Source organism: Brevibacillus sp. AF8, from assembly GCF_021270385.1.
Taxonomy (GTDB): Bacteria; Bacillota; Bacilli; order Brevibacillales; family Brevibacillaceae; genus Brevibacillus.
This window is the reverse complement of record NZ_JAGQDN010000001.1, coordinates 742,033-763,567: the sequence shown is the minus strand read 5'-3', so window position 1 is coordinate 763,567 and position 21,535 is coordinate 742,033. Positions and strand designations below refer to the sequence as shown.

At 47.9% G+C, this 21,535-nt stretch carries 18 protein-coding genes; all 18 read left to right on the top strand.

All coding sequences use genetic code 11. The features are described 5' to 3' along the window. Positions 1-12: 12 nt before the first annotated feature. The 18 genes from ispG (at position 13) to KB186_RS02905 (ending at position 21,441) form a co-directional block, all read left to right on the top strand. Positions 13-1,095: a flavodoxin-dependent (E)-4-hydroxy-3-methylbut-2-enyl-diphosphate synthase gene (ispG, locus tag KB186_RS02990; RefSeq protein WP_016743346.1), complete on the top strand. Its 1,083-nt coding sequence runs from the start codon at positions 13-15 to the stop codon at positions 1,093-1,095. Between the two features lie 43 nt (positions 1,096-1,138). Further along, on the top strand, positions 1,139-2,884 hold the full coding sequence (locus KB186_RS02985; RefSeq protein WP_232773082.1) for a proline--tRNA ligase: 1,746 nt from the start codon (positions 1,139-1,141) through the stop codon (positions 2,882-2,884). A 116-nt stretch (positions 2,885-3,000) separates the two neighbouring features. Further along, entirely contained in the window at positions 3,001-7,305 is a 4,305-nt protein-coding gene (locus tag KB186_RS02980; RefSeq protein ID WP_232773063.1) for a PolC-type DNA polymerase III, read from the top strand. A gap of 167 nt (positions 7,306-7,472) precedes the next feature. Beyond that, positions 7,473-7,931, top strand: coding sequence for a ribosome maturation factor RimP (rimP, locus tag KB186_RS02975; RefSeq protein ID WP_173607990.1), 459 nt, complete (start codon positions 7,473-7,475; stop codon positions 7,929-7,931). 53 nt (positions 7,932-7,984) lie between these two features. Next, the gene (gene nusA / locus KB186_RS02970) at positions 7,985-9,076 is read left to right on the top strand and encodes a transcription termination factor NusA (RefSeq protein ID WP_048033423.1); all 1,092 of its coding nucleotides are present in this window, start codon (positions 7,985-7,987) and stop codon (positions 9,074-9,076) included. A 2-nt stretch (positions 9,077-9,078) separates the two neighbouring features. Continuing rightward, positions 9,079-9,369: an RNase P modulator RnpM gene (rnpM, locus tag KB186_RS02965; RefSeq protein ID WP_015891714.1), complete on the top strand. Its 291-nt coding sequence runs from the start codon at positions 9,079-9,081 to the stop codon at positions 9,367-9,369. Beyond that, entirely contained in the window at positions 9,366-9,665 is a 300-nt protein-coding gene (locus KB186_RS02960) for a YlxQ family RNA-binding protein (RefSeq protein ID WP_016743350.1), read from the top strand. Before rnpM ends, KB186_RS02960 begins: the two co-directional genes overlap by 4 nt. A 21-nt stretch (positions 9,666-9,686) precedes the next feature. Beyond that, positions 9,687-12,266 carry a translation initiation factor IF-2 gene (gene infB, locus KB186_RS02955; RefSeq protein ID WP_173607989.1) on the top strand — a complete coding sequence of 860 codons (2,580 nt, stop codon included), beginning with the start codon at positions 9,687-9,689 and terminating at the stop codon, positions 12,264-12,266. Further along, entirely contained in the window at positions 12,266-12,547 is a 282-nt protein-coding gene (locus KB186_RS02950; protein ID WP_016743352.1) for a DUF503 domain-containing protein, read from the top strand. The genes infB and KB186_RS02950 overlap by 1 nt, the downstream gene beginning before the upstream one ends. Before the next feature lie 26 nt (positions 12,548-12,573). Continuing rightward, entirely contained in the window at positions 12,574-12,939 is a 366-nt protein-coding gene (gene rbfA / locus KB186_RS02945; protein WP_007719226.1) for a 30S ribosome-binding factor RbfA, read from the top strand. Continuing rightward, positions 12,929-13,924: a DHH family phosphoesterase gene (locus KB186_RS02940; protein ID WP_173607988.1), complete on the top strand. Its 996-nt coding sequence runs from the start codon at positions 12,929-12,931 to the stop codon at positions 13,922-13,924. The genes rbfA and KB186_RS02940 overlap by 11 nt, the downstream gene beginning before the upstream one ends. Next, complete coding sequence (gene truB, locus KB186_RS02935) at positions 13,917-14,843, top strand: tRNA pseudouridine(55) synthase TruB (protein WP_232773062.1); 927 nt, start codon at positions 13,917-13,919, stop codon at positions 14,841-14,843. The genes KB186_RS02940 and truB overlap by 8 nt, the downstream gene beginning before the upstream one ends. Positions 14,844-14,846: 3 nt before the next feature. Continuing rightward, positions 14,847-15,788 (top strand): bifunctional riboflavin kinase/FAD synthetase, encoded by a 942-nt coding sequence (locus tag KB186_RS02930; protein WP_173607986.1) that lies wholly within the window; start codon positions 14,847-14,849, stop codon positions 15,786-15,788. 133 nt (positions 15,789-15,921) lie between these two features. Then, positions 15,922-16,191, top strand: coding sequence for a 30S ribosomal protein S15 (rpsO, locus tag KB186_RS02925; RefSeq protein WP_015891708.1), 270 nt, complete (start codon positions 15,922-15,924; stop codon positions 16,189-16,191). 267 nt (positions 16,192-16,458) lie between these two features. After that, positions 16,459-18,606 carry a polyribonucleotide nucleotidyltransferase gene (pnp, locus tag KB186_RS02920; RefSeq protein ID WP_173607985.1) on the top strand — a complete coding sequence of 716 codons (2,148 nt, stop codon included), beginning with the start codon at positions 16,459-16,461 and terminating at the stop codon, positions 18,604-18,606. Between the two features lie 158 nt (positions 18,607-18,764). Then, positions 18,765-19,742, top strand: coding sequence for a polysaccharide deacetylase family protein (locus tag KB186_RS02915; RefSeq protein WP_221869155.1), 978 nt, complete (start codon positions 18,765-18,767; stop codon positions 19,740-19,742). Positions 19,743-19,854: 112 nt separating this feature from the next. Next, on the top strand, positions 19,855-21,108 hold the full coding sequence (locus KB186_RS02910; RefSeq protein ID WP_173607983.1) for a M16 family metallopeptidase: 1,254 nt from the start codon (positions 19,855-19,857) through the stop codon (positions 21,106-21,108). Between the two features lie 72 nt (positions 21,109-21,180). Then, a complete protein-coding gene (locus KB186_RS02905; RefSeq protein ID WP_232773061.1) occupies positions 21,181-21,441 on the top strand; it encodes a YlmC/YmxH family sporulation protein in 261 nt (86 codons plus the stop codon). Positions 21,442-21,535: the final 94 nt, after the last annotated feature.

Genomic DNA, 21,535 nt, shown 5'->3' with positions numbered 1-21,535 from the left:
GGATGGTGCAAAATGTTCAAGCGCGAGGAGACGAAACCGGTTTTTGTAGGTGGAGTGCAAATCGGGGGCCAAAAAAGCGTAGTCATCCAATCGATGACGACAGCAGACACACGTGATGTAGAAAAAACTCTGGCTGAGATTCAGAGACTGCACGATGTCGGTTGCCAAATTGTTCGCTTGGCCGTCATCAATGAAGATGCAGCACGTGCCATCAAAAAAATTAAAGAACGCTCCCCTTTGCCGCTTGTTGCCGACATTCATTTCGACCACAAGCTGGCGTTGATTGCATTGGAGAGCGGGATTGATAAAATTCGGATCAACCCGGGAAACATCGGTTCGAAAGAAAAAACGCAACGCGTAGTGGAAGCGTGCCGTGAGCGCAATGTTCCGATCCGTATCGGGGTCAACTCCGGTTCTGTCGAGAAAAGACTATTGGATAAATATGGTTACCCTTCTCCGGAAGCAATCGTAGAAAGTGCGATGGACCACGTGCAAATTCTGGAAGACTTGAACTACGACAACATTGTCATTTCCTTGAAGTCTTCCGATGTTCCAACGATGATCCAAACCTATTCATTGATGGCACAGAAACGCAACTATCCGCTGCACGTCGGTGTAACAGAAGCAGGCACACAGTTCTCCGGCAGCATCAAGTCTTCAGTTGGAATCGGAACGGTATTGTCGATGGGAATCGGTGATACCATCCGTGTATCCCTGACGGCTGATCCTGTTGAAGAAATTAAAGTAGCAAAACAAATCCTTCGCAGCTTGGATATCGTGAACAACGATCCAGTGGTGATTGCATGCCCATCTTGCGGTCGATGCGCAATTGACCTGATCGGCTTGGCAACAAAAGTCGAGGATGCCGTTTCCACGCTGAAAGTACCGTTAAAAGTAGCGGTAATGGGCTGCGCGGTAAATGGACCTGGTGAAGCTCGTGAAGCAGATGTAGGCGTTGCCGGCGGAAATGGCGAGGGCTTGATTTTCCGTAATGGTGAAATTGTTCGGAAAGTAAAAGAGACCGAGTTGTTTGAAGAGCTGATGAAAGAAATTAACGAAATAGTAAACGAGCAAAAACCTACAATTGTAGGATAATGCACGTTGATTGCTGATAAGGCATAAGGAGGACACGCACGTGTTGAAGCAAAGTCAAATGTTGATCCCTACCCTGCGGGAAGTGCCATCCGACGCGGAGATTGCCAGCCACAAGCTGCTGCTCCGCGCAGGTATGGCCCGCCAACTGGCTTCCGGTATTTATACGTACCTGCCCCTGGCGCTCCGTTCCCTGCACAAAATCCAAGCAATTGTGCGTGAAGAAATGAACAATGCTGGGGGACAAGAGCTGTTGATGCCAGCGATGCAACCAGCTGAGCTGTGGCATCAAACGGGTCGCTGGGATGTATACGGTCCCGAGCTCGTTCGCCTGCGTGATCGTCATGATCGCCCTTTTGCCTTGGGTCCAACCCACGAAGAAGTCATTACGAGTCTCGTGCGTGATGAGATTAACTCTTACAAAAAACTCCCGATCAACCTTTATCAAATTCAAACCAAGTTCCGTGATGAAGTGCGTCCACGCTTCGGTTTGATTCGTTGCCGCGAGTTTATTATGAAGGATGCTTACTCTTTTGATACGTCACAAGAAGGTCTGGATCGCAACTTCCAGGCAATGTACGATGCATACACGAACATCTTTACCCGAGTAGGCTTGAACTTCCGTGCAGTAGAAGCGGATGCAGGTGCAATCGGCGGAAAAGGGACTTACGAATTCATGGCGTTGTGCGACATTGGGGAAGACACGATTGCTTATTCTGAAGAAGGTGATTATGCGGCCAACTTGGAAAAGGCAGAAGTCGTGTACAAGCCATCTCCGAAGCCAGCAACAGAAGCGCCAGCTCGCGAAAAATTGCATACGCCTGGCACTAAAACGATCGACCAATTGGTACAAGCACTGCAAATCGAAGCAAAGCAAATCATCAAGAGCCTCATTTATCGCGTAGACGACAAGCTGGTTATGGTGCTAGTCCGCGGTGATCATGAGATCAATGAAGTGAAGCTGAAAAACTTGTATGATGCAGCGATCGTAGGATTGGCTTCTGAAGCGGATATCGTTTCGGTAACAGGAGCGCCTGCGGGATTTGTTGGCCCAGTGGGTATTGATCCTGAAAAAGTGGAAATCATCGCGGACAATTTTGTTCAAGATGTTTATGATGGTGTCGTCGGTGCCAATGAAACAGACTATCATCTGACTCACGTAGTTGCTGGCCGTGATTTCACGGTTTCCCAGTACGCTGACTTGCGCAACATTACAGAAGGCGACGAGTGCCCTCGTACAGGTGGTGTCATCAAGTTTGCACGTGGTGTAGAAGTTGGTCACGTATTCAAGCTGGGTACGAAATACTCCATAGCGATGGGTGCTACCTACCTGGATGAGAACGGTCGCAGTCAACCGATGATCATGGGCTGCTACGGAATCGGGGTATCCCGTACAATTGCGGCAGTGATCGAGCAGAACAATGATGAAAATGGTATCATTTGGCCAGTATCTGTTGCACCTTTCCATGTGCATGTGATTCCGGTCAATGTTAAAGTAGAAGAGCAACGTCAAGCTAGTGAACAAATTACAGAAGCACTGCGCAAAGCTGGCGTCGAGGTTTTGTTTGACGATCGTCCCGAGCGTGCTGGTGTGAAGTTTAAAGACGCTGATTTGATCGGATTGCCTCTGCGTATTACGGTTTCTGATAAAGCGGCACAAGAAGGAACAGTTGAAGTGCGAATCCGTAAAAACGGCGAAACACATGATGTGAAGCTGGATCAATTGGTCGATGAAGTGAAAGGTCTCCTATCTCGAATTGACCAAACCGGAGCTGCGCTGTTCGGTAACTAGTTGCATGCAGGAATAAGAAGGATTTTGTCGAATTTTTACGGGGTACTCCCCTAGATTAAAGGGGAGTGCCTCTTTTTCTTGTTTGAACGCTCACTTATGGGGAAGGTGGGAAAACCGTGGACCGTTTACAAGAGCAAAAACATCGCTTCTCCCTATTGGTCAAGCAAATGGAAGTTCCTGACGAATGGGTGGAGCGATTTTTTCTAGATGCGCAGATTGAAAAGCTAGAGCTGTATAAGCAAAACAAAGAATGGGTTTTTCACTTTGCCCTCCCGAGAATGATACCTGCAGATGTTTATGCTGCTTTTACCAAGCGATTGACGCATACATTTTCACATCTAGCCAAAGTAGATACCCGATTTCGCTATCACCAAAAGCCGTCTCTTGATCACGTAGTCGAAGAGTATTGGGATGTCTTGCTAGCTGGGCTGGAGCCAACATTGAACTCCTTGGCCGTTACGATGCGTCAAGCACGTAAGCAAGTCGACCAACAGGAAGTCAAGGTGTACTTGCCAACGGAGATGTCTGTTGAGGTTGCCAAGCGAAAACGAGCGGATAATGAACTTTTGGCTGCTTTCCAGAAAGCAACTGATTGTTCAATGCGCTTTTCTTTCCATGGGGAAGAAAGCGATGACGCGTATAAGGCCTTTGAGGAGCAACGTAAAGAAGAAGAGCGCGCTCTCGTCGAAGTTGTGATGACGGCTGTTCAACAAGAAAGCAAATCGTCTGATAAAGCTGAGGCTGTCACTACGCTTATGATGGGTTATGAAATCAAAGATGCGCCGATCCCGATTTGCGAGATTCAAGATGAGGAAAGGCGTATTGTCATCCAAGGAACCGTATTTAACGTAGAAGTAAAAGAGCTTCGCAGTGGACGTCATTTGCTCACGTTCAACATTTCTGACTATACGGATTCTCTCACGGTGAAGATGTTCTCCCGCGATAAAGAAGACGTGAAAATGCTTGAATTGCTGAAAGACGGCATGTGGGTGAAAGTGCGGGGAAGTGTTCAGCATGACACATTTGTACGCGATCTCGTTATGAATGCCAATGATTTGAACCAGATTGAGCAGGTCATTCGCAAAGATCAAGCAGAAGAAAAACGTGTCGAGCTCCATTGTCATACGCCGATGAGTGCGCTGGATGCCGTTGCATCTGTAAAATCACTGATCTCGACGGCAGCAAAGTGGGGTCATAAAGCCATTGCTGTCACTGACCATGGTGTCGTACAGGCATTTCCAGAGGCGTATTCCATCGCCAAAAAGAACAACATCAAATGCATTCTCGGTATGGAAGCGTACGTAGTCGAGGATGGTATCGATATTGTTTATAACCTGCAAGCAGACAATAATATTTCCATAGATGAAAATACCGAGTACGTCGTGTTTGATACGGAGACAACGGGTTTAAACGCGTCTGAGCATACCATCATCGAGATCGCTGCTGTCAAAATGAAAGGCTCGGAAATTGTCGACCAATGGACGGAACTGATTGACCCGCAATTGGAAATTGGGCCAAAGACAACTGAGATTACGGGGATTACCAACGAAATGCTCCGCGGGCAAGAGACACTCGATGTGGTTCTTCGCAAGTTCAAGGATTTTACTGGTGACGCCATCCTGGTTGCACATAATGCAGAGTTTGACAAAGCGTTTATTAATGCCTGCGCCAAACGGATCGGCATGGAGCCATGGACCAATCCATTTTTAGATACGCTGCCTTTGGCTCGGTTGATGTACAAAGGAATGCGCAATTATCGTTTGGGATCATTAGCGAAAAAGTTCAACGTCGAGCTCATCAATGCCCACCGTGCGTTGGACGATACCGTAGCCTTGGCTCACGTGTTCCAGCAAATGTTGAAGGACATAAAAGAAGCGGAAATCAAATCGCTTGCTGAATTGAATGAAAAAAGCAACGAAGAGGCGGATTACAAGAGTGGACGTCCATTCCATGCGACGATTCTCGTGCAAAATAAAGAGGGACTCAAAAACCTGTACAAGCTTGTAAGTCGTTCCCATGTGGAAACATTCTTCCGTTGGCCCCGGATTCAGCGAAGCCAGCTGACCAAATACCGCGAAGGCTTGTTAATTGGTACGGCGTGCAAAGACGGAGAGCTCATGCAATCGATTCTCCGCGGTAAGTCACCTGAAGAGTTGAAGGAAGTTGCTGCTTTTTACGACTTTTTGGAATTACAGCCGATCGCTCATTACTCACCACTGTTGCGTAATGAAGAAATTCCTTCGCTGGAGACGATGAAAGGCTACCATGAAAAGATCGTCGAAATGGGAAAAGAGCTCGGTAAGCTGGTCGTAGCTACAGGGGATGTGCACTTCCTGAATCCCCATGATGAGATCTTCCGCGATGTTTTCTTGCTGTCAAAAGGTGATCCAACCGCAGGCAACCAGCCGCCGCTTTACTTCCATACAACGGATGAGATGCTGGAGGCGTTCTCCTTTTTGGGAGAGGAGACCGCAAAAGAAATTGTCGTGACGAACACTAATGCCATCGCAGACATGATTGAGGATATTAGTCCGATTCCAGACAAGCTGTACACGCCGATCATTGAAGGGGCGGATGATGAGCTGCGTCAAATGTGTTATGACAAAGCAAGGTCGTTGTATGGTGACCCATTGCCTGAACTGGTCGAGCATCGCTTGGAAAAAGAATTGAACAGTATCATCAAACACGGCTTCGGTGTGATTTATTTGATTTCGCAGCGTTTGGTAACGAAATCATTGAATGATGGTTATCTGGTAGGCTCACGTGGATCTGTAGGCTCGTCTTTTGTTGCGACGATGTCTGAGATTACCGAGGTAAACCCATTGCCTCCTCATTATCGCTGCCCAAATTGCAAGCACAGCGAGTTTATTACTGATGGTTCAATCGCCTCTGGGTTTGACTTGGAGGATAAAGCATGTACAGAATGTGGAACCATGTATGCCAAGGATGGACAGGACATCCCGTTCGAGACGTTCCTCGGCTTTAAAGGAGATAAGGTACCCGATATTGACTTGAACTTTTCTGGTGATTATCAGCCGCGTGCACACAAGTACACACAAGAGCTGTTCGGAGCAGACTACGTATATCGTGCAGGAACGATTGGTACTGTTGCGGAAAAAACAGCGTATGGCTATGTGCGCAAGTATGCCGATGAACGAGGCATGACGTTGCGCAATGCCGAAATATCCCGGATCGTGAACGGCTGCACAGGTGTAAAAAGGACGACAGGGCAGCATCCGGGCGGTATTATCGTAGTTCCTGACTACATGGAAATTGAGGACTTTTGTCCGATTCAGTTCCCGGCTGATGATAATGAGTCAGAATGGCGCACAACCCATTTTGACTTCCACTCCATTCATGACAACCTGCTAAAACTCGATATTCTGGGACACGACGATCCGACCGTCATTCGTATGCTTCAAGACTTGACGGGAATGGACCCGAAGACGATTCCACTGGATGATAAAAAGACAATGTCCATCTTCAGTTCGACGGAAGCCCTGGGGGTAACACCCGAGCAAATCGGTACGAATATGGGGACATTGGGCATTCCAGAGTTCGGAACCAAATTCGTTCGTCAGATGCTGGAAGACACCAAACCGACTACGTTTGCCGAGCTTGTTCAGATTTCTGGACTTTCTCACGGTACGGACGTTTGGTTGAACAACGCGCAGGACTTGATCCGCAATGGTACTTGCAAACTGCCAGACGTAATTGGTTGTCGTGACGATATCATGGTGTATTTGATCTATAAAGGGCTAGAGCCTTCGCGTGCCTTTAAGATCATGGAGTCCGTGCGTAAAGGTAAAGGGGTTCCTGAGGACGATCAAGAAGAAATGCGCAATAACAATGTGCCAGAATGGTATATTCAGTCGTGCCAGCGGATCAAATACATGTTCCCGAAGGCGCACGCGACTGCCTACGTCATGATGGCCGTGCGGATTGCCTACTTCAAGGTTCATCGCCCACTGGAGTTTTACGCGACGTATTTTACTGTTCGCGCAGATGACTTTGATATTCCGCTGATGGTCAAAGGCTCAGCGGCGATCAAGCAAAAGATTGAAGAGATCGAGGGCAAGGGACACGATGCGCAGCCAAAAGAAAAGGCATTGCTGACTGTCTTGGAGATGGCGTTGGAAATGGTTGAACGCGGCTTCCGTTTTGCCAACGTTGATTTGTACAAATCGGACGCTACTCGCTTCTTGATCGAGGGTGATTCTCTCATCGCTCCATTCAACGCCCTGCCTGGTTTAGGGACGAATGCAGCGATCAGCATCGTACAAGCGAGAGAGCAAGGGGAGTTTTTGTCCAAGGAAGACCTCCTGTCCCGCTCCCGTATCTCCAAGACCATTTTGGAGTTCTTGGACGAGCAAGGTGCGTTGAAAGGATTGCCAGAATCCAACCAGCTATCCTTGTTCTAAGGCGTGCAGTCAAGGCTCACAGTCATCCAAAGGTTGTCAGCAGAGGGCTGTTATGCTATAATTTTTTTGGAAATACTGGTTTTATACGCATGGCTGATCGAGAGTGGGGAAACCCACTCTTTCTTTCTGGCTACACCTCATGGTTCAAATGAGAAGGAGGTACTTGCTTGAGCAAGGTAACAGGCATCGTCACTGAACTCGTTACGCCCATTGCTGAAGAATTGGGCCTGGAGCTAGTTGACATCGAGTACAAAAAGGAAGGCAGCAACTGGTTTCTGCGCGTGTTTATCGACAATGAAACTGGCAACATTGATATTGATGACTGCCGCCTTGTCAGCGAGAAGCTGAGCGAAAAACTAGACGAAGTAGATCCCATCCCTACAGCATACTTTTTAGAAGTATCTTCGCCGGGTGCTGAGCGCCCATTACGCAAGGATAAGGATTTCACGAAAGCTGTCGGCAGAAATGTGCATATCACAACAAAAGAGCCAATAGAAGGTGCAACCACGTTCGAAGGCGAACTGGTATCCTATGAGGATGGCAAGCTGACAGTAAAAGAAGCAAAGAAAACGTATGTAATTTCCCAAGAGCAAATTGACACGGCTAGAATGGCAATTATTTTTTAGTTGTCGCGGCCTGTGTTAGCCTGTGGTAAGTAAAGGAGGAGGCAACGAAAGTCATGAACGGCGATTTTATCGAGGCTTTAGAAGCCATTGAGAGAGAGAAAGGCATCACCAAAGACGTACTGATTGAGGCCATCGAAGCGGCTCTTATCTCTGGATACAAACGTAACTTCAACTCGGCCCAAAATGTGCGGGTGGATGTAAATCGTCATTCAGGTATGGTGCGTGTGTTTGCGCGGAAGAACGTAGTGGAAGAGGTATTGGATCCGCGCCTTGAGATCTCTCAAGAAGCAGCACAAGAAATCGATCCTAACTTCCGTCTGGAGGACATCGTCGAAATCGAGGTAACGCCTCGTGATTTCGGTCGAATTGCTGCTCAGACAGCGAAGCAAGTGGTTACGCAGCGCATTCGCGAAGCGGAGCGCGGTTTGATCTACAGCGAGTTTATTGAGCGTGAAGACGATATCGTAACAGGCGTTGTTCAGCGTATGGACGCTCGCAATTATTACATTGATCTGGGTAAGGCGGAAGCCGTTATGCCGATCACCGAAAAAATGCCATCCGAAGATTTTAAATCACAAGATCGCGTGAAGGCATACATCATCAAAGTAGAGAAAACCACTAAAGGACCGCAAATCGTCGTTTCCCGTACTCATCCGGGGCTTTTGAAGCGCCTCTTCGAACTAGAAGTGCCAGAAATATATGACGGTGTGGTTGAAATCAAGTCTGTTGCGCGAGAAGCCGGTGATCGCTCGAAGATCGCTGTGCATTCCATCAACGCAGATGTTGATCCAGTAGGAGCTTGTGTCGGTCCAAAGGGCATGCGTGTCCAAACGATCGTTACAGAGCTGAAAGGCGAAAAGATCGACATTGTTCGTTGGTCTGAAGATCCTGCCGAGTACGTAGCCAATGCACTCAGCCCTGCAAAAGTGCTGCATGTTGAGGTTAACGTAGCGGAGAAGGTTACTCGTGTGATCGTTCCCGATTATCAATTGTCTCTGGCGATTGGTAAGCGTGGCCAAAACGCGCGCCTGGCAGCCAAGCTGACTGGCTGGAAGATCGATATCAAGAGCGAGTCCCAAGCCGACCAAGAAGGCATCGCTTATCCAAAAGAAGTAGAGAGCGATGAAGGGACGGACAACGAATAATCATGAAGCAAAAAAAGATCCCGTTGCGTAAGTGCATTGTTTGCCAAGGAATGTTTCCGAAAAAGGAATTAATCCGCGTCGTCCGGACGCCAGAAGAAGAGATCGTCATTGATCTTACTGGAAGGGCGGCGGGACGCGGTACCTATGTGTGTCGGCAGGAAAGCTGTCTGAAGCCGGATGCGTTCGCATCGGGGAAATGGAAAAAAGTGCTGGAACGTGCCCTCAATATGTCCATCTCCCAAGAAAAGTATGATGCTTTCCGTGAGAAATGGCTGGAGATGGTGGGAAAATGACCCCAAAAGCAGCACAATTACTCGGATTGGCGATGCGTGCGAGAAAGATCGTTACTGGGGAGGAATTGGTCATTACCGCTGTTCGTAATGGGCAGGCCCGCCTGGTATTGCTCGCATCAGATGCATCAGACAATACCGCCAAGAAAGTAAAGGATAAATGTTCCTATTACGGTGTCTCATGTGTAACCACTGGCGACCGACATTCATTGGGACACGCAATCGGAAAAGATGGGCGCGTTACCGTGGCGGTAACCGATGGGAAATTGGCCGAAAGCATTCAGCGTCTGCTCACCTAACTAAGAAAGGGTGAAGTATATTTGAAGACACGTGTGTATGAGTATGCCAAACAGCACAACATGAGCAGCAAGGAAATCCTCAATTTGCTAAAACGATTGAATATAGAAGTAGCAAATCATATGAGTATCATGGAAGAAGGGACGATCAAAAGGATCGAGGATCACATGGCAAAATTGCGTTCTGGTGCCAAACCGGAGACGCGGAGCACACCTAGTGATGCAAGACCCAAACAAACGGACGATCAACGACGCCCCAACGACTCCAGAGGACAACAGATCAAACCCCAGCAGCAAGCGGGGCAAGTTCAACCGGTTAGAAATGAAAAACCAAATAGCGATCGCGGAGCAAAGAACACAAGCACGAATCGTCCAGGAAATAGCAGTGCAAGTGGCAATCTCGATCAGCATAGTCCTCAGCATGGAAAAAATCAGGGGAAGAATCAGGAGAGAAAACCAAACAATATGAGAAGTCAACCCGCAAAGCCGTCTGACCGTAAGCCGCAGAATCAACAACGACCACAAAACCAACAGCGTCCTCAAAATCAGCAACGACCACAAAACCAGCAACGACCACAAAACCAACAACGTCCTGCAAACCAACCTGCAGCGAATCAAACGGAGGGTCGTACAGGGGAAGAGTTTGAGGATAAAGTAAAACTTCCTTCCAATGTTGGTATGGAAAAGCGTGAGAAAATCAAAAAAGCTCCTCAAACCCAAAAGACTTTTGAAGATAACAAGAAGAATCAACCATTCCGCGGTGGAAACAATCGTAACAACCAAAACAACCGCCGTGGAGGAAATAACAACCGTGGTGGTGGTGGACAAAAGCCGCAACGTCCTGTGATTGAACCACCTACAAAGATCACGTTTACAGAGTCTTTGACTGTAAATGAGTTGGCAGTGAAACTGCGTAAGGAACCAGCCGAAGTAATCAAAAAGCTGTTCGGCTTGGGTATCATGGCGACGATCAACCAGTACCTCGATCGTGAAGCTATCGAACTGATTTGCGCGGACTACAACGTAGAAGTCGAAGAAAAAATCATCATTGATGAAACGAACTTCGAAACGTTGGAAGACGTAGATGCACCAGAAAGTCTCATGGAGCGACCGCCAGTTGTTACCATCATGGGTCACGTTGACCACGGGAAAACAACGTTGCTGGACGCGATCCGCTCTACAAACGTAGTAGCGGGAGAAGCGGGAGGAATTACACAGCATATCGGTGCGTACCAAGTTGAGATCAAAGGAAAGAAAATTACTTTCCTCGATACACCAGGTCACGCGGCGTTCACAACGATGCGTGCACGCGGTGCGCAAATCACAGATATCACCATTCTGGTGGTTGCAGCAGATGACGGTGTCATGCCGCAAACCGTTGAGGCGATCAGCCATGCGAAAGCGGCAAATGTGCCAATCATCGTTGCTGTCAACAAGGTTGACAAACCAGAAGCAAATATTGACCGTATCAAGCAAGAGTTGACCGAGTATGAATTGGTTGCCGAAGAGTGGGGCGGCGATACGATCTTCTCGCCATTGTCCGCTAAACAGCGTACAGGTATCGAGGAATTGCTCGAGTACATCTTGCTCGTATCCGAAGTACAAGAACTGAAAGCCAACCCAGACAAACTTGCGCGCGGTACCGTTGTCGAAGCTGAGCTCGACAAGGGACGTGGTCCTGTTGCAACTATCCTGGTTCAACAAGGTACTCTCCGTGTAGGTGATCCTATCGTTGTCGGTTCCGCTTTTGGACGTGTGCGTGCGATGGTGAATGACAAAGGACGCCGTCTGAAAGAAGCAGGTCCATCTACGCCAGTAGAAATTACGGGTCTGAATGATGTTCCACAAGCAGGCGATCAGTTCCGTGTCTTTGAAGACGAGAAGAAAGCCCGCGCGATCGGGGAAGCACGTGCTTCCAAGCAACGTGAATCCGAGCGTCGTGAAAGCTCCCGCGTTTCTTTGGATGATTTGTTCCAACACATTCAAGAAGGCGATATCAAAGAATTGAACCTGATTGTAAAAGCAGACGTACACGGTTCTGTGGAAGCACTGCGCGGTTCTTTGGAGAAAATCGATGTCAACGGAACTCGTGTGAAGATCATTCATACAGGTGTTGGTGCGATTACAGAATCCGATGTTACACTGGCAAATGCTTCGAATGCCATTATCATTGGTTTCAACGTTCGTCCTGAACCAAATGCGCGCAGCATGGCTGAACAAGAGAAGATCGACATTCGCCTGCACCGTGTGATCTATACTGTAATCGAAGAGATCGAGTCTGCTCTCAAAGGTATGCTTGATCCAGTCTTCAAAGAAAACATTATCGGCCAAGCTGAGATTCGTGAAGTGTTCAAAGTATCCAAAGTCGGAAACATTGCAGGTTGCTATGTGACTGAAGGTAAATTGAGCCGCGATGCTGGTGCGCGTTTGATCCGCGAAGGCATTGTGATTTATGAAGGTAAGCTCGATACCCTCAAACGCTTCAAAGATGATGCGAAAGACGTTGCTGCTGGCTATGAGTGCGGTCTGACTTTGGAACGCTTCAATGACCTCAAAATCGGCGACGTCATCGAAGCATTCGTCATGGTTGAAGTGAAACAATAATGATAGCAGGTGTGCAGATCGAACTGTTTCTGCCCGCTAGCCAAAACCTGAAAGAAAAACGGGCCATCGTCAAAAGTTTGATTGGCAAGCTGCGGAGCCGATTTCATGTCTCCGCGGCAGAGGTGGCTTATCTCGAGCAATGGCAGCGTACCGTGTTGGGTATCGCTGCCGTTGCTAATGAGATTTCTTTTTTACAACAAGAAATGCAGGCTGTCATTCGATTCGTAGAAAACCATCCAGAGGTAGAGTTGATTCGCGTGGATACGGAATACTACGACTAAAGAGCAGCCAGCGGAGGTGAAAATCGATGAATAAAACACGAATCAGCCGCGTAGGCGAAGAAATCAAAAAAGAGTTGAGCCTCGTATTGCAGCGTGGACTCAAAGATCCTCGTGTCGGTTTCGTAACGGTAACAGATGTAGAGGTAAGCAGTGACCTGCAATTGGCAAAGGTTTTTGTCAGCATTTTTGGCAGTGAGGAAGAGCGTAAAGCTTCTCTTGCAGGTTTGACAAAAGCAAAAGGTTATTTGCGTACGGAGATCGGGAAACGCGTAAAGCTGCGTCACATTCCTGATTTTGTATTCAAGCTGGACGAGTCCATTGACTACGGCAGCAAAATTGAATCAATCCTGCGGGAAATCTCCACAGAGGGAGAGAAACAGGATGAATCCTAATCAAATGGCAGTACAGGAAGCGGTGCGTTTTATGCAGGAGCACGACCGCTTCCTGGTTCTTTCCCATGTAAGCCCTGACGGAGATGCTACAGGATCTGCTTTGGGAGTCGTGCTCATGCTAGAGCAATTGGGAAAAGAGTATGTGGTTGTAAACGAAGGGGAAACACCGATCAAGTTTAACTTCTTGCCGCGGTTTGACCGTCTTTATAACCTGCGCAAACAACCACTGAACGAGACGTTCGGGGCCGTAATCGCTGTAGACTGCGCGGATGAGTCGCGGATGGGCGATGTACGGTCTTTATTTGCTTCTGGCGCTGCTTTGCTGAATATCGATCATCACCCGACCAACGATCATTTTGGAACGGTAAATCTGGTTCGACCGGATGCAGCCGCAACAGCAGAAATTTTGTTTGATGTTGCAGAAGCAGCAGGGGTTTCTTTCAACGAAGAGCTTGCGCTGTCTATCTATACCGGCCTTCTGACGGATACTGGCGGTTTCCGTTATTCCAATACATCACCACGCGTCATGGAGATCGCAGCTCGATTGCTCGGATATGGTGTGAAGCCAGGAGACGTAGCAGAGCGGTGTCTGGAAGAAATCACATTTGCCCATGTGAAAGTACTGCGACGCGCTCTCCAAACGTTGCAACTGACCCATCAAAATTTGGTTGCCTCCATCACTGTTGCAGCCGCAGATTTTGCCGAAGTGGGTGCAGAGCGGGAAGATGCTGGTGGATTGGTGAATTACTGCCGTAACATTGAAGGAGTCGAGGTCGGCGTTTCTTTTGTGGAAGCGGAACCGGGAGTGGTAAAGGTGAGCATGCGCGCTCGCGATCGGGTTGACGTAGCTGTCATTGCGAAGCAGCTCGGTGGCGGAGGGCACGCAAAAGCAGCAGGTTGCACGATCAAAGGACCACTTTCAGAAGTACAGCAAAAAGTTTGGACTGTGCTGGACGATGCAGTAGGAGTGAAATTCGATGAGTAACGTGAACGGCGTGCTGGTTATCGACAAGCCAGCTGGTATGACATCCCATGATTGTGTAGCACGTATTCGTCGATTGTATGGAACGAAAAAAGTGGGGCATACGGGTACACTTGATCCAGATGTGACGGGTGTACTCCCCATTTGTGTGGGACACGCAACGAGGCTGGTTGAATATTTGCAAGAGCTGCCTAAGCGCTATGATGTAGTCATGCGCCTCGGCTCAACTACCACGACGGAAGATGCTTCCGGAGAAGTGGTGGAGCAAGCTGGAGTAGATGCAGCATCGATTACGACGGAGCGTATTCAAGCGCTGTTCGCTTCCTTCTTGGGTGAAATGGAGCAGATACCTCCGATGTTCTCTGCGGTTAAGGTAAACGGCAAGCGGCTGTACGACCTGGCTCGTGAAGGCACGGTAATTGAACGGCAGGCACGGAAAGTGACGCTCTATGAGCTGACACTTCATAAGATTAGCGTAGATGGGGACACTGTCGATGTTGCATTCACGTGCACGTGTTCCAAAGGCACATACATGCGCACCTTATGTGTTGACCTCGGACGCGCTCTGGGTTATCCTGCCCATATGAAGCTGTTGCGGCGAATAAAAAGCGGCCCGTTCCAGGAGCAAGAGGCAATCCCGCTCCAGCAAATTGAGGAACAGGCAGCAAGTGGGGAAGACATTTCCCACTACTTGGTCTCCATCCCTCAGGCAATCTCGTTCTTACCATCGTTTCAGGTCAAGCCAGAACGGATCAAAGCAGTACGTAATGGACTTGCGACTGCGCTTCCGGGCGTCACTGCGGAGGAAGGAAGTTTGATTTGCTTGTTTGCCGGGGAAGAATTACTTGGCATTCATCGCGTATGCCGTGGAGACAAAGGACTTTTCGCCAAGCCAGAAAAAGTCTTTCCAGCCGAGGTGTAATCCGTGAAAACGATCTACCTAACATACCCGTTTCCGTCTGACCTGCAAGCGAATCCTTGTGCGATTGCACTTGGGTACTTTGATGGTGTACATATTGGGCATCGCCGTGTAATCCAAAAGGCGATTGATACAGCGAAAGCAAACGGATGGCAAAGTACGGTAGTGACCTTTGATCCGCATCCTCGAGAAGTTTTGGGGCAAAGCGGTTATACCCGCTATTTGACACCACTTGAAGACAAGCTCGAGCAATTCGAAAAGATGGGCGTAGACACCACATATGTGATGAAGTTCGATATCAGCTTTGCGGCTATTTATCCAGAAGATTTCATCGCAGAGTGCCTTCTTCCATTGGAATGCCGCCATATTGTCGTTGGCTTCGACTACACCTTTGGTTATCGCGGGATGGGGACTGCCCATACCTTGCAAGAAATGAGCAAAGGTCGCTATGGGCTCGACATCGTGGGTCCGGTAAATCGCTTGGGTGAAAAAGTGAGCAGTACAATCATCCGTGAATATCTTCATCATGGGGATGTCGAGCAGGTTCGTCATTTGCTAGGCCGCTCCTACAAAGTGCGTGGAACAGTCGTGCATGGCGACAAACGCGGTCGAACCATTGGTTTTCCTACAGCGAACGTCCAAGTAAATCAGCCGTACTTAATCGGAAAGAATGGGGTCTACGGCGTTCGCTTTACCGTGGATGAACAAAGCTACTATGGTGTCATGAACGTTGGGATCAAGCCTACATTTGAACTGGAGAAAAAAGAAAAGTCACTAGAAGTGCACATTTTTGAGTTCTCTGGTGAAATTTATGACAAAGAAGTAGAAGTAGAGTTTTTGTTCTACATCCGGGAAGAGCAGAAGTTTGCTGGAGTCGATGCACTCATCGCGCAAATTGGACGAGATGTACAAACGGCGAAGCAAAAATTCGCAGAGGGAATCTCGTAAAGGATTCTCTTTGCTTTTCACAAAATGGTATGCTATAATTCAAAACGTTGTACAGATAACCGTAGCTTGGCTGTCCGATTCTCACCGACGGCAGACTCGGCGAACGGTATAAAAAATGAGGAGGTGAGTCATGATGGCATTGACTCAAGAACGTAAAACTCAACTGATTCAAGAGTTCCGTACTCATGAGAACGACACCGGTTCACCGGAAGTGCAAATCGCTATCTTGACCGAAAACATTAACAATCTGAACGGACACTTGCGTACGCACAAGAAAGATCACCACAGCCGTCGTGGTCTCTTGAAAATGGTTGGTCAACGTCGTAACCTGTTGACATACCTGCGTGAAGCAGATGTTCAACGCTATCGTTCGGTTGTAGACCGCCTGGGTCTGCGCCGCTAATCAGCGTTTTGTAGAAAGCGGGTTCTGCCCGCTTTTTCTATCGTGTGGGAGGGTTTAGCGCAAGAAATGCGCTAAGCCTATCCTAACGAGTAAAGGCTTAGAAACAAATGGTTTGCTTACATTAGCTTCACAAAAGAAGCTTTTTTTATTATCTAGAACGACTGCCAAAGGTACCCATTTAATTTTTATCATGGCAGGAAATAATACATATAGGTAGAAAACAAAGTGTGTAAACGCACATTGTTGTGAAGGAGGACTGCTAGCATCATGGAGCAACAATACCGTACATATGACTTCGAACTGGCAGGCCGAAAACTGACCCTGGAATTTGGCAAAATGGCTAAACAGGCGCATGGTTCGGTCTTGGTTCGTTACGGCGATACAGCAATCCTGTCTGCAGTTACAGTCTCGAAGGAGCCGAAACCACTTGACTTCTTTCCACTGACTGTCAACTATGAGGAACGTCTCTATGCGGTTGGGAAAATTCCTGGCGGCTTTATTAAAAGAGAAGGACGTCCAAGCGAAAAGGCGATTTTGGCTAGCCGCTTGATTGACCGCCCTGTCCGCCCTCTTTTTGCAGAAGGATTCCGTAACGATGTACAAATCGTAAATACTGTTCTGTCTGTGGATCAAGACTGCTCGCCTGAAATCGCTGCGATGATCGGTACTTCCGCAGCGCTATGCGTCTCGGAGATTCCTTTTGAAGGTCCGATTGCAGGGGTAATCGTAGGTCGAATTGACGGTGAGTTCGTCATTAACCCTACTGTAGCTCAAGCAGAGAAAAGCGATATTCACCTGACTGTCGCAGGTACGCACAAAGCGATTAACATGGTGGAAGCAGCTGCGAACCAAGTACCGGAAGCGGTCATGCTTGAAGCGATCATGGCTGGTCATGACGTGATTAAGCAATTGGTAGAATTCCAGAACATGATCGTAGCAGAAATCGGCAAGCAAAAAATGGAAGTCATCTTGCATGAGGTTGATCCTGAAATCGATCAAGCTGTACGTGCATATGCGGAAGCTCGCTTGAAAGAAGCTGTTCGCATCGAAGAAAAACAAGCGCGCTACGATGCTATTGATGATATCAAGGCAGAAACCAAAGAGCATTTTGCAGCCAAGGACCCTGAGGCATATCCAGAACAGGAAAAGATGATTAGCGAAGTACTTGGCAATATTGTCAAGGATGAGGTTCGCCGTCTGATTACTGACGAGAAAGTTCGCCCTGATGGACGAGCTTTGCACGAAATCCGTCCGCTGTCCAGTGAGACAAACATTCTTTCCCGTACACATGGCTCTGCTATGTTTACCCGCGGTCAGACGCAAGCGTTGAGCGTTTGCACATTGGGCGCGCTGGGAGATGTTCAAATTCTCGATGGACTCGGTCTGGAAGAATCGAAGCGTTTCATGCACCACTACAACTTCCCGCCGTATAGCGTGGGTGAAGCACGTCCGTTGCGTCCTCCGGGTCGTCGTGAAATCGGACACGGTGCGTTGGGTGAGCGTGCTATCGAGCCGATCATTCCATCTGAGACAGAGTTCCCATACACGATTCGTCTCGTATCCGAGGTCATTGAATCCAATGGTTCCACATCGCAAGCATCGATTTGCGCGAGCGTACTTGCCTTGATGGATGCAGGTGTACCGATCAAAGCACCGGTAGCAGGTATTGCGATGGGCTTGATCATGAGCAAAGATGAGAAATCTTTCTCGATCCTGACTGATATTCAAGGTATGGAAGATCATTTGGGAGACATGGATTTCAAAGTAGCGGGTACAGAGGCTGGTGTAACAGCTATCCAAATGGACATCAAAATTTCCGGTATTAACCGTGAGATTTTAGAGTTGGCCTTGGAGCAAGCGCGTGTTGGTCGTTTGCACATTCTGAACCATATGATGAGCACGATTTCCGAACCGCGTAAAGAACTGTCTCCTTATGCACCAAAAATCATGACCATGACGATCAATCCGGAGAAAATTCGCGATGTAATCGGTCCACAAGGTCGTGTCATCAATAAGATTATCGAAGAAACCGGCGTAAAAATCGACATCGAACAAGATGGAAGAGTCTTCATTGCATCCATCAACCACGAGGCGAATCTGCGCGCGAAACAAATCATTGAAGATCTGGTTCGTGAGGTAGCTGTTGGTCAGGTATACCTGGGAACAGTAAAACGCGTAGAGAAGTACGGTGCGTTCATCGAGTTGTTCGCGGGTAAAGAGGGCTTGTGCCACATCTCTCAACTGGCTGAAGAGCGTGTAGCCAAAACAGAAGATGTTGTCGCAGTTGGTGATAAAGTACAAGTGAAAGTGACCGAGATCGACGACCAAGGTCGTGTGAATCTCTCTCGCAAAGCAGTTTTGAAAGAACAAGCTGCTGCGGCACAAGCTGCTGAAACGCCAACAAAAGCAGAATAAAGGAAACCAAAAGGCTTCGTCACTCGAAGAAATTCGTGTACGGAAGCTTTTTTCTTTTCTATACCAGATGCTCCTGATTCGTATGTCTAAGTCGTTCCCTCCCTTCATACATTGGACAAGAGAGACTCGTACGATTGATAGAGGAGGGCGACGCCCTAATGACGAATAGGACCAGGAGACTTTTGTTCATCGTTATATATGGAGCTGCGCTGATTGTTCTCTTGAATTATCAGCCTATTCATCATTACATTAGCACGCTCAAAAATGTCCAGGTAGTAAATGGGGATCGAAACGACAATGAAAAAGCGCGTTTACGGGCGCAGATTGAAAAGTGGAAAGAGGGCAGAGAGGAAGAACCAATCGATGCCGTCGTTGATCAGACGTGGAAGGCGATTCCCGGCTATAATGGACGTGTAGTCGATGTAGAAGAATCACTCAATAAAATGCTGGCTGCGGGTGTGTCCAGCCCAGATTTGCTGGTATACAAGGAAGTACCTCCAGCGGTTTCGCTTGAGCAATTGGGAGCACAACCGATCTATCGAGGAAATCCAAATAAACCAGCGATTTCTTTTATGATCAATGTGGCTTGGGGAAATGAGTATCTCGATTCGATGCTCAATACACTCGATAAACATAAGGTAAAAACAACGTTCTTTCTGGATGGCTCTTGGGTAAAACGCTACCCAGAAGAAGCGAAAAAGATTATGGCACGTGGCCATGAGATTGGGAATCATGCGTATTCGCATCCTGATATGAACACACTGGGAACACAGAGGATTCATCAAGAGATAAGTCGTACGCAAGATGTTATTTTTAAAACGCTGGAAGTAAAGCCTTCCCTGTTTGCACCGCCATCTGGTGCTTTTAACCAACGCGTTGTACAAATCGCGCATTCGTCTTATCAAATGAAGACGATACTATGGACGGCAGATACCATTGACTGGCAGAAACCTTCGCCTGCTTATGTGATCAATAAAATAAGCCGGAAAATGGAGAACGGCGTCCTCGTACTCATGCACCCTACTTCTACCTCCGAGGCCAGTTTAGACCAGCTTCTGACAATCGCCAAAAAGAAGGGGTTACAGCCGACGACTGTTTCGGAGGTTATATCGAGTCGTAGACTCCCGTCACCGTAAATACATGTTCATTTATTGTGGAGACAAAGGAAGTTTGCTATAGTTAGACGTGTTTACAAGAAATTCCCCGAGGTTTCGGGTAGAGACAGATGAACAACCGAGGAGGATTTACGTGATACAACGTCATACGTGTGATAACGGTCTTCGAATCGTGACGGAACGGATTCCGTCCGTTCGCTCCGTTGCCTTAGGCATCTGGGTAGGGACTGGTTCGAAATATGAAAACGAGAAAAACAACGGGATTTCCCATTTTCTCGAGCATATGTTTTTCAAAGGCACAAAAACTCGTTCTGCAAAGGAAATTGCGGAAACCTTTGATGAGATTGGCGGGAACGTGAACGCCTTTACTTCGAAGGAGTATACTTGTTATTACGCAAGGGTGCTCGACCAACATGCTCCGATCGCTCTCGATGTTCTTTCCGATATGTACTTCAACTCGGTATTTGATGCAGATGAGTTGGAAAAGGAAAAGAACGTCGTCATTGAAGAGATCAGCATGTATGAAGACACACCAGATGATTTGGTGCATGATTTGATTGCACGCGCTTCGTACAGCACACACCCGCTAGGCTATTCGATTTTGGGTACGGAAGATGTCCTGCGTAGCTTGAAACGTGATGATTTGATCGGTTATATTGATCAGCACTACCTGCCAACGAATACGGTGATTACGGTAGCGGGAAATTTTGAAGACAGTTTGATTGAAGATATTCAAAAGCGCTTTCAAGCTTTCTCTCGTCCAGGCGCTATGCCGACCTTGTCTACTCCTGACTTTGCTGGAAATGTTATTGCACATCACAAGGCAACAGAGCAAGCGCATTTGTGCCTGTCTTTACCTGGGTTTAAGGTAGGACATCCCGAAGTATATTCCTTGATTTTGCTGAACAATGTGCTGGGTGGCAGCATGAGCTCGCGTCTATTTCAAGAAATTCGAGAAGAACGCGGCTTGGCATACTCCGTGTATTCCTATCATTCGTCCTATAAAGAAGCGGGTACGTTCCACGTGTATACAGGAACGGCACCAGAGCAAGTGGGACAGGTTTTTGATATCGTCTCGCGCGTCCTGCGCGATGTCGCTGATCATGGAATTACGGACAAAGAGCTGAACAAAGGAAAAGAGCAGCTGAAAGGCAGCCTGATGCTCAGCTTGGAAAGCACGAATAGCCGTATGAGTCGCCTTGGCAAAAATGAGCTTTTGCTGGGCCGTCATCTCAGTCTAGATGAGATCATCGCCAAAATTGACCGTGTTTCCCATGAATCTGTTTTGGCTGTGGCGCAGCAGCTGTTCCGTTCCAAGATGTCTATGGCGATGGTGAGTCCACTCGATGGCTTCCCTGAAAACGTGAATAACGATATTTTGTTGTAGGCAAAAATCCGGCATAGCCCGGATTTTTTTGCGTATATCAACAGTAAATGAAAGGACAAAGGGGGCTTCTCCATGCGCTTAAGCGAGTTAGGTGGGAAGGAGATTATCGGACTGGACAACGGGGAGAAAATGGGGGTCATCAGTGATTCCGATTTAGTCATCCATCCCGAAAACGGTTCGATTCAATCCATCATCTTGCCAGGAGGTAGTTTCTTTGGGTTCGGCAAGAAGCGAGAGGACCTCGTGATCCCATGGAGTTCCATCGTAAAAATTGGGTCAGATATGGTCATCATCCAGCTTCAAGCGCCTGAGGCACAAGCTTCTCAAAAGTAGGCACTACTGTCACCGAAGTAGCAGGAGCGGAATAGGATGGGGGTAGACCGCATGGATTTCCGTCAACTTTTCCAAAAGGAAAACCTTTGCGTTC

Excerpts from the sequence above, each read along its gene's own strand:
- ispG (WP_016743346.1), top strand. The coding sequence starts at position 13 with ATGTTCAAGCGCGAGGAGACGAAACCGGTTTTTGTAGGTGGAGTGCAA.
- nusA (WP_048033423.1), top strand. The coding sequence starts at position 7,985 with ATGAACGGCGATTTTATCGAGGCTTTAGAAGCCATTGAGAGAGAGAAA.
- rnpM (WP_015891714.1), top strand. The coding sequence starts at position 9,079 with ATGAAGCAAAAAAAGATCCCGTTGCGTAAGTGCATTGTTTGCCAAGGA.
- KB186_RS02960 (WP_016743350.1), top strand. The coding sequence starts at position 9,366 with ATGACCCCAAAAGCAGCACAATTACTCGGATTGGCGATGCGTGCGAGA.
- KB186_RS02950 (WP_016743352.1), top strand. The coding sequence starts at position 12,266 with ATGATAGCAGGTGTGCAGATCGAACTGTTTCTGCCCGCTAGCCAAAAC.
- rbfA (WP_007719226.1), top strand. The coding sequence starts at position 12,574 with ATGAATAAAACACGAATCAGCCGCGTAGGCGAAGAAATCAAAAAAGAG.
- KB186_RS02940 (WP_173607988.1), top strand. The coding sequence starts at position 12,929 with ATGAATCCTAATCAAATGGCAGTACAGGAAGCGGTGCGTTTTATGCAG.
- truB (WP_232773062.1), top strand. The coding sequence starts at position 13,917 with ATGAGTAACGTGAACGGCGTGCTGGTTATCGACAAGCCAGCTGGTATG.
- rpsO (WP_015891708.1), top strand. The coding sequence starts at position 15,922 with ATGGCATTGACTCAAGAACGTAAAACTCAACTGATTCAAGAGTTCCGT.
- pnp (WP_173607985.1), top strand. The coding sequence starts at position 16,459 with ATGGAGCAACAATACCGTACATATGACTTCGAACTGGCAGGCCGAAAA.
- KB186_RS02915 (WP_221869155.1), top strand. The coding sequence starts at position 18,765 with ATGACGAATAGGACCAGGAGACTTTTGTTCATCGTTATATATGGAGCT.
- KB186_RS02905 (WP_232773061.1), top strand. The coding sequence starts at position 21,181 with ATGCGCTTAAGCGAGTTAGGTGGGAAGGAGATTATCGGACTGGACAAC.